Origin of the sequence: Mesorhizobium kowhaii (assembly GCF_003253745.1) — a bacterium.
GTDB classification, from domain to species: Bacteria; Pseudomonadota; Alphaproteobacteria; order Rhizobiales; family Rhizobiaceae; genus Mesorhizobium; species Mesorhizobium kowhaii.
This window is the reverse complement of the sequence record NZ_MZXV01000027.1, coordinates 99,736-113,570: the sequence shown is the minus strand read 5'-3', so window position 1 is coordinate 113,570 and position 13,835 is coordinate 99,736. Positions and strand designations below refer to the sequence as shown.

Here is a 13,835-nt window from a genome sequence, read left to right as displayed (position 1 = left end):
TTCGAACGGCCTCGCAGTCAGAAAGTTACCCTGCCCTCCACGTAACTTACGTTCCGCTACCGGCTCGGTCCGGTAGTCTTCGGGACAACACGAACCAATAAACGGGATGGAACGCCGGCTGGCAGACAAAAGCGGTCTCGGCGATGGTGTGCCGGTTCCGTGGCATATCGGGAGTCTTCGTTGCCGCCACGGTTCATCTCAGTCCCGCAGGGAGGGAGAAAATGGACAGTCGATTTCGGCGACATCTGCTGAAAGTGTCGCTAGCGGCATTGACGATGCTGGCAGTACATGGCCGGTCCCTTGCGGCTGACCTCCTCATTGCAATGCCGAACTGGCCCTCGGGCCAGGCGGCCGCCAATATCATCAAGTACGGCATAAAGGAAAAACTCAATCTGGACGCCGACGTGCGCGAGATGGGCTCCATGACCGCATTCGCCGGAATGGATACCGGGGAGGTCGACGTCTATCCGGAAGTCTGGCTTCCCAATCTCGATTCACTCGTCAAGAAATACGTCGACGGGCGCAAGACCGTGGACCTCAGTCCCAAGGGTGTGTCGGCGACGCAGGGCATCTGCGTGACGCGCGAGACGGCTGACAAATATGGCGTCAAGGACATTTCAGATCTGGCCGATCCGAAAAAAGCGGCCGTGTTCGATACCGACGGCGATGGCAAGGGCGAAATGTGGATTGGCGCGCTGGGCTGGTCGTCGACGAGCATCGAGAAGATCCGGGCCAAGAGCTACGGTTATGAAAAAACGATGACGCTCCTTCAAATGCCGGAAGACATGGCCATGGCTGCAGTCGACGCAGCCGCGGCAACCGGGCAACCGATGGCATTCTACTGCTACAGTCCGCACCATATGTTCAAGCTCCATGATATCGTCCAATTGACCGAGCCGAAATACGATCCCGCCAAGTGGCACATCGTGATGCCGAGCGACGACCCTGACTGGCTTACGAAATCGGAGGCGCCGGTGGCGTGGGACGCATCACATTTCTACATCGGATTTGCGTCATCGATGGCGAAGCGCCTGCCGAAAGTGGCGGCCTTCCTCTCCCATGTCGACTTCACCCCGGACGAGGTCACCGACATGAGCTACGCATTGCAGGTCGATCGGCAGGATCCCGCCAAGTTCGCACAGGCCTGGGTTGCAAAGCATCAAGACCGGCTTAGCGCCTGGTCGAAGTAGAGACAGGGACGACCATGACCTTTTCGCTCGCAATCCGGTCCGTCACTTCGAAAAGCAATGATCGCAGAATGGCTGGCCGCTGCCTCGTCTTTGGCGCAGCTTTTGTCATGACAGCGATCGGCGCGACATTGGCGTATGCCGCTCAAACGCAGGTATTCGATCCGCAGACGCACAAGTGGGTCGATTACGACAAGAAGAAAGCGCGAAAATACTACGCCGCCCATAAAGAGGTGCCCGAGGCATTTCGCCCGCAGATGGTCAAATTCCGCACCGCGGAGATGCCCGGTACGATCATCATCGATGGCAACAAGCATTTTCTCTACCTTGTGCAGTCGGGTCAGCAGGCCATGCGCTACGGCATCGGCGTCGGCCGGGAAGGGTTTGGATGGGCCGGCATCGTGCGCGTCGGCCGCATGGCGGAATGGCCGACCTGGACGCCCCCGGTCGAAATGGTCGCTCGTGATCCGAACGCGGTCAAATATGCGGCCGGCATGCCGGGAGGCCCCGACAATCCGCTCGGCGCCAGGGCGCTCTATCTCTACGAGGGCGATCAGGACACGATCTACCGGATACACGGCACGCCGGAGCCCTGGACGATCGGGCTCGACGTGTCATCAGGGTGTATCCGGATGCGGAACGACGACATCACCGACCTGGCGTCCCGCGTCAAGGTTGGCGCCAAGGTCATCGTTCTGATGCAGGGGGCGGCCCTTTACAAGGGCGTTTGAAGCGGCATTCGGAGAGGGACAAGCAATGTCGGAAAAACGTGCAGTGAGAAGATCGATCCTGGTTGTAGCTCTTGGATTCATGGCGCAGAGCTTGAGCGCTTGCGTCAGCACGCCGCCGCCTGCTCCCGAGCAGATGTCGAGGACGCAGGTTGAGACGGCTCCGGCGGATCTTCAGCTTCTTTGCGCCAACGCGGTCGCCAAGTCGAGCGGCGTCGATAGCGCCAAGATACTTCCCATCTCCTCGAGCAAGATCGATTCCAAAACTTATCAGGTCGAGCTCGATGCTGGCGGCAAGAAGACAAGCTGCCTCGTGGACACCGACGGCGCCGTCAAATCCGTTGAGCCCATCTGATCCGCTTTGGTCGGATTCTCGAGCGGTCGCTCCAGCGACGGGAATTGGCGACAATGTATAGCTGGGCAACGAGGCATAGATAATGCACCCGAACGCGCCAAATCCCGATCACGCGCTTCCGCACTCGACCATGATCGATGCCGCACTTAAAATCGGACTTTTGGCCTTGCTGGTCTACGCCTGCAGCCGGATCATATTGCCTTTTGCTGGTATCCTGCTCTGGTCGGTCATCCTGGCGGTGATGCTGAATCCGCTACACCTCCGCCTGGCCGTCCGGCTTGGCAATCGGTGGTCGGCGGTGCTGATCGGGTTGGTCAGCGTTGTGGTGATGCTGGTGCCGATGATCACGGTGGTGACGTCGCTCGGGTCTTCCATATTTTCGCTTGTCTCGGGTTTGCAGAACCACACTTTGACCGTGCCGCCACCGCCGCCATGGCTGGCCGACCTGCCGCTGGTGGGCCAGAAACTGACGGAGACCTGGGCGCTCGTCGCTACCAACATGCCGGCGGCGCTTGCCAAATATGGCCAGATGTTGAGCGGGCCCGCGACATCGTTGATGTCGTTCGCTGGCGGCCTGGCCGCTGGTGAATTATCGTTTGTCCTTTCGTTCGCGATCGCCGCGGTGCTCGTCGCCTACGGCAAGGGTGCCGCCGAATTCGCCAGGCGCCTGTTGGAACGTGTCACCGGCAGCACGGCGCGCGGGGCACACCTGGTTACGCTGACCGCCGCCACGATCCGCGGCGTGGCACTCGGCGTGGTCGGCGTGGCGGTGATCCAGGCGCTGCTCGTCGGCATCGGCTTCTTCGTTATTGGCGTTCCGGGAGCCGGACTTTTGACGCTCGCAACACTCTTGCTGGCCATTGTGCAGGTGCCGGCGGTGCTGCTGACCCTGCCTGTCATAGTTTATGTCTTTTCGACGGAAGCAACCACGCCGGCGATCATCTTTGCGGTCTGGACCCTGTTCGCCGGGCTCAGCGACAATATTCTCAAGCCATTGATGCTCGGCCGCGGACTGGAGGCGCCGATGCCGGTAATTCTCATTGGTGTCATCGGCGGCATGCTTGTCGACGGCTTGCTCGGTCTGTTTGTGGGCCCGGTGCTGCTGGCCGTCGGCTATGTGCTGCTCAATGAATGGCTGCACCAGCCTTCGGTCGAAGGCGGGCCACGGATCGAGGGTCCGGCGGCATGATCACGGTTCTTGTGGTCGGCTTGCTGGCGATGTCGGTATGCCTTGCACTGCAGGCTCTGGCATCGATGCTCGCTGCGCGCTATTTCGCCAGGGCCACCAAACAACCGCTGGGTCCCAAGCCGTGGCGGTCGATCTTCCTGCAATTCTCGATACTGATGATCGTGCTCATGATCGGCAACATCGTCCAGGTCGCGTTCTGGGCGCTGCTCTACAGGTCGCTAGGTGCTTTTGAGGACTTTGAAACGGCGGTATATTTTTCGGGCGTCACCTTCACCTCACTTGGTTATGGGGACGTGGTTCTCAGCGGCCGCATGCGGCTACTTGCGCCACTTCAGGCCGCCAATGGGCTGATGATGTTCGGGGTTACCACGGCCCTCTTCATCGCCGCTGTCCAGCATGCCACGGCCAAGTGGACCGCGGCCCATCCGGCCCGCGCGCAGGATGCAGGTTGAAGCTCTTCATGCCGAGCGCGCGCTTCAGCGGCATAGCGAGATCGAGCAAGCCGCTAACCTATCGTGTATCCGCGTGGACATCCGCTGGCGCGAGCAGGTAAATCAATGTGCGACATTCGCGGTTGTTACCACGTAAATAACACCCCAGTTGCTGGAACCGTCAAAAGACTGTGTATAGTGTGGAGGCGCCGAGGGCGCTTACGCAATGAAAACCGAACCGCCGGTAGGTCATGATTTCTCGCGCGTTCGCGCCGTGTTCCGCATGCCGGCTTGCCTGGGCTGAAGACTCTAAGGAAGCAAGCATCCATCGGCGGCGCGATGCCCGCTTGGTCTGACTGGGAGAAGATGCCATGGCGTCCGACGCAACCGGAACCTCCCAAGACAACTCCGCTGACGGCGCCGAAACACAAGCGACGAAGGGGAATCCGCTGCGCCGGGTCGCGCTTGTCGTGCTGCTGCTGGCTTGCCTGCTGTTCGTGCTGGCGGTCTTCATGGAAAGGCGCACGCCTTCTTCATCGCAGGCGACGGTCAGCGCCTATGTCGTCGGCATCGCGCCGGAGGTCACCGGCCGGGTCATCGAAGTGGGCGTGGTCGACAACAGCGGCGTGAAGCCTGGGCAGATGCTGTTTCGTATCGATCCGCAGCAATACGAGCTGGCCGTCGCCGAGGCAGAAGCAAAGCTTGCCCGGGTAGGCCAGACGATCGGCGCTTCGACAGCCTCCGTCGAAGCCGTCCAGGCACGCCTTGTGGAGGCACAGGCAGTTCGCGACAACGTCCAACAACAGGCCAACCGGGCAATGGAGCTCGTCAAGCGCGGCGTCTATTCCAAGGCGAAGTACGATGAGGCGAAGGCGGCGGTGGACCAGGCAAATGCCTCGGTCGTCGCCGCTGAAGCGGACCTCAAGCGGGCGCAGGAAGAGCTTGGCCCCGCAGGCGCCGACAATCCGCAGCTGAAGGAGGCACTCGCGGCGCTTCAACGCGCGCAGCTTGATCTCTTGCGCACGACGGTGCTGGCGCCGGCGGAGGGCGTCGTCACCAACCTCCAGCTTTCCGTCGGAGGCGTTGTCGGCGCCGGCCAGAGCGCCATGACCTTCATCGATGTCGGCACGGTATGGATCACCGCGGCGTTCAAGGAGAACAGCCTTGAGAACGTCGCCGCCGGCAACCACGCGGACATTTTGTTCGACCTCTTGCCCGGCCAGGTTTTTGGCGCGACGGTCGAAAGCGTTGGGATGGGCGTGGCCCAGGGAAGTGTCGACCCCAAGACCGGGCTGCCCAAGATTTCCACCGAAAGCGGATGGGTGAGAACGCCACAGAGCTTTCCGGTCCGCTTGATCCTCGACGAGGGCAGACCCAAGGGCGTGCGCTACGGGTCGCAGGCGAACGTCGTGATCTATACCGGCGACAATCCGGTGACCAACACGATCGGCCGCATCTGGATGCGCGTGTTGTCGGTCCTGACCTATGTCAGCTGACGGCGACCTTGCGCACGCCAATGCCAAGCGCAAGGGTCTGCGCATCGCGCTGGCCGTAGCCGTCGGCTTCACCTGGTCGGTTCTGTCAGGGGCGATCATCCCCTTTCTGGGACCATTGTTCGCGGCGCAGTTTTTGATCTCCAGTTCCCGCCCGCTGCAGCTGAAACAGGCAATGGGAATGGTGATCCTCATTGTTGTCGCCGGCGCGCTTCTGCAGGCCGTCGCAGTGCTGACAGGCGACCGACCGCCAGTCCTGTTGCTGCTGCTCGGGCTCGTCTATTTCGTCTGTTTCTACCTGCAGGCGAACGGCAAGGGTGGCGGGGCGATCTTTCTTATCCTGGTGGTCGCCGTGATGGTGCCGCTGCTGACCGTGCTCAACCGCGATCTCGGCGATTCCATCCTGTCGATCCTTGTACAGGGCGTGGTCAGCGGAGCGATCCTGATGTGGATTGCCCATGCGGTCATACCCGACCGAGGCAGCGCCGATGTTCAAGCCCCGGCTCCTGCTGCAAACCCTCGCGCCGCGCGCTATGCCGCCGCCAATGCTGCCATTCTGCTGATCGCCGTGCTCGCTTGCCTGACGCGGGACGGCCTCGCCACGGCGATCGTCATTCCGATCACCGTCGCATCGCTGTTGTCGCAGCTCGATGTAAGCGCAAGCGCCAGGGCAGCCTTCGGCCTCGTCGTGGTCAATCTACTCGGCGGCGTGGCTGCATCCTTTGCGTTCGCATTGCTGCAGGTTCGTCCCACCACCCCCTGGCTGTTTGTCCTGGTGCTGCTCGCCGGCCTGGTGTTTGGCGGCCGCGCCGCTCTGAGCAACCCTGCCGCCAAGCTCTACGCGGGCGCGCTGACAATCTTCCTCATCCTGTTTGGAACGGGCGTCTCGCCGTTGCCGGGATCGGCAGCGGAATCCTTTGCCACGCGGGTCAACTACATACTGGTGGCCATCGCCTATACGATCTTCATGACGGCGTTGCTCTGGCCAGGACCGAGGCGCAGCACTGAAGACAAGGTGCTGTCATAAAGCGCTTGTGACCGCTCGGGCCGTATGTCTTTTCCGTTTCATCCCGGCCTCGTCTTAGCGGTATTCCGCTCCGCCGAAGCAGCCGAGTAAAGGCCTGGCCGATCGCCATCGAAGTCGCCGGTCGGCATGCCTCCTTCGAGCCCAAGGAGACCTCATCGTTCGGATCCAGCCGGTCATCCGCGCCGCGCCTTTGAACACTATTATTTGACGCGGACATTCGATCCGAAGATGGCCTCGACCTCAACTGATCCGCTGGCAGGGTTTGCCAATGCTGCACGTAGCATACAGTTACTTACCTTCCGCATCGGCAGGCAATGCGCCAACGTAACGCCAAGGCAAGAACACTCGCCCTGGACTTAGCGACACGGATGTCGCTGACAACCGGGTTGTCACAACCTGGGAGGATGACAATGGAGATCAAGTTTCCGCGTTGGCATGCTGGCGCCGTGGTCGTGATCGCGATCTTGATGTGCTCCGCTCAGACCCCTTTCGCGATTGCTCAGGATAAAGCCGCTGCTACAGCTAGCGCTGCGGCCGCCCAAGCCCCCGAACCGCTCGAAGAGGATGAACTTGAAATCCTGGTAGCGCGAATTGCGCTCTACCCCGATGAACTTGTCGCGGTGATTTCCGAGGCGTCGCTTTATCCATTGCAGATCGTGGAGGCGAACCGGTTTTTGGATCAGGTCGCCAAGAAGCCAGGCCTGAAACCAAAGGAAAGCTGGGACGGCAGCGTCATCTCACTGCTCAACTACCCCGACATCGTCAAAATGATGAGCGACGATCTGGAGTGGACCCAAGCGCTTGGCGACGCACTGACCTATCAGCAAAAAGACGTTCTGGTCGCTATTCAGCAGTTGCGCGACACGGCTGTCGCCAAAGGCGTGATCAAGTCCGATGACAAGATCAAGGTTGTCGAGGAGAACGACAATGTGGTCATCCGATCCGCGAGCGCGGAAACGATCTATGTTCCACGATATGAGCCGCAAATGCTCTATGCCACCGACTATCCGGTTGCTCCGATCTCCTATTATCCAGCCCCCTACCCAAGTTATTAATATCCCACTGCGCCCTATTTCGCGGCCTTCGTGACTGGCGCCGTCTGGGCAGCGGCGGTGGACTGGAATGGTGGGGGTGTGTGGGGAGGGCGCTGGAACGGCAACGATATCGATATCGACTGCAACAATTGCTTCAACAACATAAACGGCAAGGTCAATTTCAACGACGTCGACTGGAAAAACGTCGACCGTTCGAAAATGAATTTCGACAAGAACCAATTCGCCAACATCGACAAAACGAAGATCAGCAACCGGATCAAGTCCGACGATCGCAACAATATGCGCAACAAGGCGTCCGATCTGAGAAATGGCCGGGTGAACGCGCTTGCCGGAAAGTCCGGCCAGGTAAAGGACGTCCGCCAACGCGAAATCAGAGAGGGTTTGAAAAACCGGCCCCCGGCGTCGAGGCCGGATTTCAAAAAGCCAACCAACAACAATCCGATTGGCTCGGCGCGAAAGAATGACCGCTCTGTCGTAAAAGCGTCAGGGAAAATCAATCGCCCGGTCGGCAAGCCCAGGCCCGCAGCGAGAGTGGACAACAGACCGAGAAATCCTTCGGGTCTTGGCAACGTCAGCTCCGGAAAACGTCAGCAGATTGCCTCCAACCGCGGTGCGAGGAGCATGGGAGGCGGAATTCGCAGCGGCGGCGGCGGCGGCCACAAGATGATCAGGCAGGGCGGTGGCAGGCAGGGCGGTGGTGGGCGCGGCGGTGGCGGGCGCGGCGGTGGCAGGCACAGGCGTTAATAAAGTTTGGCGAGAGGAGAACCGACATGAAAACGTCCGTCCGGAGTCTTGTTCTACGTTCGCTGCTCGGTGCCGGAATGATCTTGGGCATTGGCGCGGGTTCCGCAAATTCTGCCGGCGCGCAGGAGGTGCACAGCCTCTCGGACTACGTGGCCAAAAAAAGTCCGCCGCTTTTCGACGATCCATCGGCGGCGGTGGAAGCGTTTAAATCGGTCCTGGCGAAGGACGATTTCGATGGACTGGCGGCATTGCTTGGGCTGGATGCCGCGAAGCTGCGGACAAGCGAAGGCGTGATGGATACCTACGCGCAGATCCGGCAAGGCGCTGCGAAGACGGTGATCGTGCGCGACCTTGGCGACCGCAAGGAACTCAATATTGGCGACAAGCTATGGACGCTGCCATTCCCGATCACGAAGGGTAAAAACGGCAAATGGGCTTTCGACACCCAGGCTGGCGTCGAAGAGATCATCAACCGGCGCGTCGGCGAAAATGAGATCGCGGCGATCGAAACGGTCCGCTCCTACGTGGACGCTCAGCGTGATTACGCTGCCGAAGACCACGATGGCGATGGCGTGCTGGAATACGCCCAGAAGTTGGTCAGCAGCGAGGGCCGGGCCGACGGACTATATTGGCCATCCGACGAGACCAATGGCGTTAGTCCGGCAGGCGATTTCATCAACCAGGCGGCTCTCGACAAGGCAAAGAAAGGCAATGGCTATTTTGGCTATCGCTTCCGTATCTTGACGGGCCAAGGCAAAAATATCGCCGGTGGCGCCTACAACTACATCATCAACGGCAACATGATCGCTGGTTTCGCGCTTCTGGCCTGGCCTGTGAAATATGCCGAGACGGGCGTCAAAACCTTTGTGGTCAATCAGCAAGGCATTGTCTACGAGGCCGACCTGGGCCCGAAAACGGAGGCTGTGGCCGGAGGGATAAAGCTGTTCAATCCCGATGACAAATGGCAGGTGACCGGTGACTAGCTTCAATTTGAAACCGCTTGCTTAGCACTGGAAATCGAACCAGCGAGCCGTTCCGGTAACGAAAGAACCCGGCGGTTGCCCGCCGGGTTCGACTTCAGTCAGGTAGGGCCTGTTAGAACGAGCGCTGGAAGCGGAGGAGGCCGCCGACGCTGTTCTTCTTGTCGGCCGGGGTCCAGGCAAAGTTTTCCGTGCCGGCTTCGCCGAACTTGCCCGCATGGAGGTAGTCGACTTCGGCCGTGACGGTGAAGCCGGGAACGATGTCGTAGGCAACGTTAGCTGCAACGCCGACGTTCTTCCAGTCGTCAGCAGACACCTGAGCGTTGAACGAGGTCTTCTCGTTGAACTTGTAGGTGCCGCCGCCCCACACTGCCCAGTTGCCGCCCCACTGCTTGTAGAAGCCGCGACCGCCCGCAGGCTGATCGTAGGTTGCGTCGTTGTAATTGTCGTCGGTGCCGTAGCCACCCATGATGAACAGCGACAGTTCGTTGGAAACGTTCACATCCAGGCGAACCTTGCCTGCCACTTCTTCATAGTTGCTGTCATAGGCAACGACACCGCTGATGGCGCCCCAGCCCTGCGTCCACTTCACGCCGCCGACAACATGCGGAACATAGCTGTCGATCGTACCGACGCCGTATTGGCCATCAACGCCGGCGCCCGAGCCTTCTTCAAGAGAGACCACCGCCGAGAAGCCGTTGCCTGCGTCGAAATAGTACTGGACGACGTTGGTGTCGAAATCGCCGTAGGGAACCAGCGTATCCTGGATGACGTTGCCGGCGTAGCCGATGAACGTATCGAAGGCCGATTCGTCCTTACCGACGCGCAGGCCACCGAGCTGGATCCAGGCGAAGTTCAGCGAGACGTCCTTGTTGTGTGCGGAGTTCGAGCCAAAGTCAGGATCGGCGTTGGAGTTGCCGAAGTTGAAGCGGGTCTCGGTGTAGGTCTTCAACGTGCCGAGTTCGGTTTCCTGGCCGGTCCAGGTCTTCAGCGTGAAGCGGGTGTTTTTGTACCAGGTGCTTTGGTTCTTGCCGTCCTGCACGTCGTTGCTGCGAGCACCATCGAACGAGCCGACGTCGCCGAGGCCGATATCATAACGGACATAGCCGCCGATGCGCAGGCAGGTCTCGGTGCCGGGGATGTAGAAATAGCCAGCGCCGTAGACGTCGCAGATCTTGACGTATTCAGCGGGTTCCGGCTCGGCGACGACGACGGCGTCGGCGGCGCGCGCACCGGAAACTGCGAGCAGAGCCGCAGCGGAGCCGAGGAGAAGGCTCTTGATGTTCATTTTCTGACCTCCAGTCAGAATCGAACAAAACAGTGGCCGTCTCCGCGGTTTTCGCGGCCGTGAGGCGCGGCTGCAATGGCCAACATCCCGGTCATCCATCTGTTAATGCTGGAGAAAATTGAAGGCGAGGCGCGCAGCGCGAAGCAGGATGGCGGAGAGGGATGGGATTCGAACCCACCAGAAGCTTTTGACCTCTACTCCCTTAGCAGGGGAGCGCCTCTTGACCACTCGGCCACCCCTCCGTTGCGCCGCGGGATAAAGAAAAGCGCCGCACAATCAACAAGCCGGCGGCATTATCTCTAAAGAAGCCGGCTTCTGCCGAAGCACCCCTTCCTTATGTGGCGGCTCCGTGGCAATTCCCTGGCTCGCGACTCGGGAGCTCGGCCGCAATTCCGGCGGCCAATTGCCGGATTCGGCCGGATTGCAAGGGGTTGCAAGGGGTCCAAAGATTAACGAGAGCTTTCCAACTGGGGCCAAATCGTGACGTTTCTGCAACACAGGCCAGGGATAGCACGCCGATAGAGACCTGCCCGGTACGATCGTGGTTGAACGCCGCCGCCTCATGGGTAATGTCGAGTTTGAAGGAGCGGCGCGGTGCGCATCTTTTTCGGTAGTGGGGATGGGGCAGGGAACGCTGTCCTTCAGCAAAGAATACCCAGACCCGTTTTTTAACTTTTGACTGGAGGTCAGAAAATGAACATCAAGAGCCTTCTCCTCGGCTCCGCTGCGGCTCTGCTCGCAGTTTCCGGTGCGCGCGCCGCCGACGCCGTCGTCGTCGCCGAGCCGGAACCCGCTGAATACGTCAAGATCTGCGACGTCTACGGCGCTGGCTACTTCTACATCCCCGGCACCGAGACCTGCCTGCGCATCGGCGGCTACGTCCGTTATGACATCGGCGTCGGCGACGTCGGCTCGTTCGATGGCGCTACGTCAGGCGACCACGAGGACGGTGACGAGCAGGACACCTTTTACAAGAATGCCCGCTTCACGCTGAAGACCTGGACCGGCCAGGAAACCGAACTCGGCACCTTGAAGACCTACACCGAGACCCGCTGGAACTTCGGCAACAGGCAGGGCTATGCCACCGGCAATGACAATGGTACTCCGCTTGATGCCTCTGACGATTTCTTCAACGCCAATGCTGCCGGCAACAAGGGCACCTCGCTGAACTTCGCCTGGATCCAGCTCGGTGGTCTCCGCGTCGGTAAGGACGAATCGGCCTTCAATACGTTCACCGGTTACGCCGGCAACGTCATCCAGGATACGCTCGTTCCCTACGGCGATTTCGACACCAACGTCGTCCAGTACTATTTCGATGCTGGCAACGGCTTCTCGGCCGTTCTCTCGCTCGAAGAAGGCTCGGGCGAAAAGGGCACCATCGACAGCTACGTTCCGCACGTCGTCGGCGGCGTGAAGTGGACGCAGGGCTGGGGTGGCATTTCGGGTGTTGTCGCTTATGACAGCAACTACGAAGAAGTCGCCACCAAGGTCCGCTTGGACGTGAACGTCAATGACGCCATACAGCTGTGGGTCATGGGCGGTTACGGCACCGACGACAACCTCTCCGACCCGACCTGGGCCATTCCGGCTGGCGGTCGCGGCTTCTACAAGCAGTGGGGCGGCAACTGGGCGATCTGGGGCGGTGGCACCTACAAGTTCAACGAGAAGACCTCGTTCAACACTCAGATCTCCTATGACGAGGATCAGAACCTCGGCGTCGCGGCGAACATCGCCTACGACATCGTTCCGGGCATGACGATCACGGCCGAAGTCGACTACGTCAATGTGGGCGACTCCAACTGGACTGGTGTTCGGCCTGGCGACGACGACGCCATCGGCGGTCTCCTCCGCTTCCAGCGCTCGTTCTAAGGGCTGGTTCTACACAGGTGAAATCCAGCCCGGGCGCGCAAACGCCCGGGCTGTTTTTGTTTCGTGACTGGGTCAAGGCAGACAGAAGGAACAGGGGGTAACGGTAGCTGAATAGGGTCCGTGGGTGATTTCGTGGGATCCGCTGATGGGCGGATGAAATCACAACTGCGTGATTCAAATCTCTTGAAAGGACGCCTCCAAGCGGATAGGGCTGATCTATCCCACTCGGGGGTGTGGCAAATGATGACGACCGAAGCGATTCAAGAGGGTGAGCCCTCCGATCATTTTTCGATGTTTTCTTCTCAAAATTCGAAGATACAATACAGTTACAACAAGATCAGAGAAGTAAAGTCGTATAGGGTTGGTGAGCTCTTTTTAGCATACCGGGACATATTGTGGGATGATGGGCGGCATAAATACAATGTCAGCTCTTTCATCGGCGAGATAGATGAGCTTCTCCTTGGGGAGCGATTCAGCGCCTTTGACCAGAGTACCCTGGATAACCTTATTGGTACCTTGCGCCAGCGCGGCAACAGCAACGCAACCATCAATCGAAAGATGGCTGCCCTCAGCAAACTGCTGCGCAAGGCTCATAAGATGGGAGACATCCACAGCCTGCCCGAGTTCCGCCGCCAGAAGGAGCGGGCGGGACGGATTCGTTTCCTCGAGAGGGACGAAGAGGCACGGTTGTTCGCCGCTATCAAGAGCCGCAGCGAGGATGCCTACAGGCTTTCCGTCTTCCTGGTCGATAGCGGATGCCGTCTCGGCGAAGCGCTCGGGCTGATCTGGAACGACATCCAGGAGCATCGCGTCAGTTTCTGGATCACCAAATCCGGCCGCAGCCGCACCATTCCGATGACCGAGCGGGTCAAGGAGGTCATCAAGCTGCCAGCCACCGAAGGCCGCCGGCCCAAGGGCCCGTTCACCAAGCTCAGCCAGGCACAGTACCGTGCCATCTGGAACGATGCCAAAGCCGAAGTCGGCCTTGGCGCCGACGACCAGGTGGTGCCGCACATATTGCGCCACACCTGCGCCTCGCGTCTCGTCCAGGGCGGCATCGACATCAGGCGCGTGCAGATGTGGCTCGGCCACCAGACGCTGTCGATGACCATGCGCTATGCGCATCTGGCCACCAATGACCTCGACGGCTGTGTCGTCGTGCTGGAAACGCCTCGCCCCGCCCAGCCGGACAGCGCGGCGGAAAATCCTCTGCCTTCTTCTTCGGCGGCTAAGCAAGAGGCGAAGACCGAGCCCGTCGCGGCGAAGATATCGTCCCGGGCGACCAGGAAAGGCTCCAAATCCTGACAGTTCCGTCGACTTGAGGTAGAGTCCGGTAAGTACCTGAGATCAATTTTTGAGCTTGGGTTTTACTTTAGGCCGCCTGTCTTCGTTTGGCAGTGTGGAGCGGCATGCCCATCAGTCCTCGGGTGCCATTATCATGGCAATCTGTATCGACTGATCGGTCGGCGACAGGGCGGTACTAACCACC

11 protein-coding genes, 1 tRNA gene and 1 pseudogene are annotated in these 13,835 nt (G+C 60.0%); 11 read left to right on the top strand and 2 right to left on the bottom strand.

Annotation, left to right across the window (positions count from 1 at the left end; all coding sequences use genetic code 11):
• Positions 1-221: 221 nt before the first annotated feature.
• The 9 genes and pseudogenes from B5V02_RS11570 (at position 222) to B5V02_RS11530 (ending at position 9,192) form a co-directional block, all read left to right on the top strand.
• Complete coding sequence (locus tag B5V02_RS11570; protein ID WP_111544331.1) at positions 222-1,190, top strand: ABC transporter substrate-binding protein; 969 nt, start codon at positions 222-224, stop codon at positions 1,188-1,190.
• 68 nt (positions 1,191-1,258) lie between these two features.
• The gene (locus tag B5V02_RS11565) at positions 1,259-1,918 is read left to right on the top strand and encodes a L,D-transpeptidase (protein WP_111544330.1); all 660 of its coding nucleotides are present in this window, start codon (positions 1,259-1,261) and stop codon (positions 1,916-1,918) included.
• 43 nt (positions 1,919-1,961) lie between these two features.
• Positions 1,962-2,270: a hypothetical protein gene (locus tag B5V02_RS11560; protein ID WP_245445860.1), complete on the top strand. Its 309-nt coding sequence runs from the start codon at positions 1,962-1,964 to the stop codon at positions 2,268-2,270.
• 82 nt (positions 2,271-2,352) lie between these two features.
• Positions 2,353-3,459, top strand: a complete 1,107-nt coding sequence (locus B5V02_RS11555; protein WP_111544328.1) for an AI-2E family transporter — start codon at positions 2,353-2,355, stop codon at positions 3,457-3,459.
• Positions 3,456-3,911 (top strand): potassium channel family protein, encoded by a 456-nt coding sequence (locus B5V02_RS11550; protein ID WP_111544327.1) that lies wholly within the window; start codon positions 3,456-3,458, stop codon positions 3,909-3,911. Before B5V02_RS11555 ends, B5V02_RS11550 begins: the two co-directional genes overlap by 4 nt.
• A gap of 350 nt (positions 3,912-4,261) precedes the next feature.
• Positions 4,262-5,386, top strand: coding sequence for an HlyD family secretion protein (locus B5V02_RS11545; protein ID WP_111544326.1), 1,125 nt, complete (start codon positions 4,262-4,264; stop codon positions 5,384-5,386).
• Positions 5,376-6,410, top strand: a complete 1,035-nt coding sequence (locus B5V02_RS11540) for a DUF2955 domain-containing protein (protein ID WP_111544325.1) — start codon at positions 5,376-5,378, stop codon at positions 6,408-6,410. The genes B5V02_RS11545 and B5V02_RS11540 overlap by 11 nt, the downstream gene beginning before the upstream one ends.
• 467 nt (positions 6,411-6,877) lie before the next feature.
• Positions 6,878-8,209 (top strand): annotated as a pseudogene (locus tag B5V02_RS11535) (DUF3300 domain-containing protein).
• A gap of 26 nt (positions 8,210-8,235) precedes the next feature.
• Positions 8,236-9,192: a DUF2950 domain-containing protein gene (locus tag B5V02_RS11530; RefSeq protein ID WP_111544324.1), complete on the top strand. Its 957-nt coding sequence runs from the start codon at positions 8,236-8,238 to the stop codon at positions 9,190-9,192.
• Between the two features lie 112 nt (positions 9,193-9,304).
• Here B5V02_RS11530 and B5V02_RS11525 read toward each other — a convergent pair whose 3' ends face one another.
• Together B5V02_RS11525 and B5V02_RS11520 are read right to left on the bottom strand one after the other, a co-directional pair.
• A complete protein-coding gene (locus B5V02_RS11525; RefSeq protein WP_111544323.1) occupies positions 9,305-10,477 on the bottom strand; it encodes a porin in 1,173 nt (390 codons plus the stop codon).
• Between the two features lie 149 nt (positions 10,478-10,626).
• Positions 10,627-10,719, bottom strand: a tRNA-Ser gene (locus B5V02_RS11520).
• A 451-nt stretch (positions 10,720-11,170) separates the two neighbouring features.
• Between B5V02_RS11520 and B5V02_RS11515 the strand changes: the two genes are divergently transcribed.
• Together B5V02_RS11515 and B5V02_RS11510 are read left to right on the top strand one after the other, a co-directional pair.
• Positions 11,171-12,346 (top strand): porin, encoded by a 1,176-nt coding sequence (locus B5V02_RS11515; protein ID WP_111544322.1) that lies wholly within the window; start codon positions 11,171-11,173, stop codon positions 12,344-12,346.
• 240 nt (positions 12,347-12,586) lie between these two features.
• The gene (locus B5V02_RS11510) at positions 12,587-13,651 is read left to right on the top strand and encodes a tyrosine-type recombinase/integrase (protein ID WP_111544321.1); all 1,065 of its coding nucleotides are present in this window, start codon (positions 12,587-12,589) and stop codon (positions 13,649-13,651) included.
• Positions 13,652-13,835: the final 184 nt, after the last annotated feature.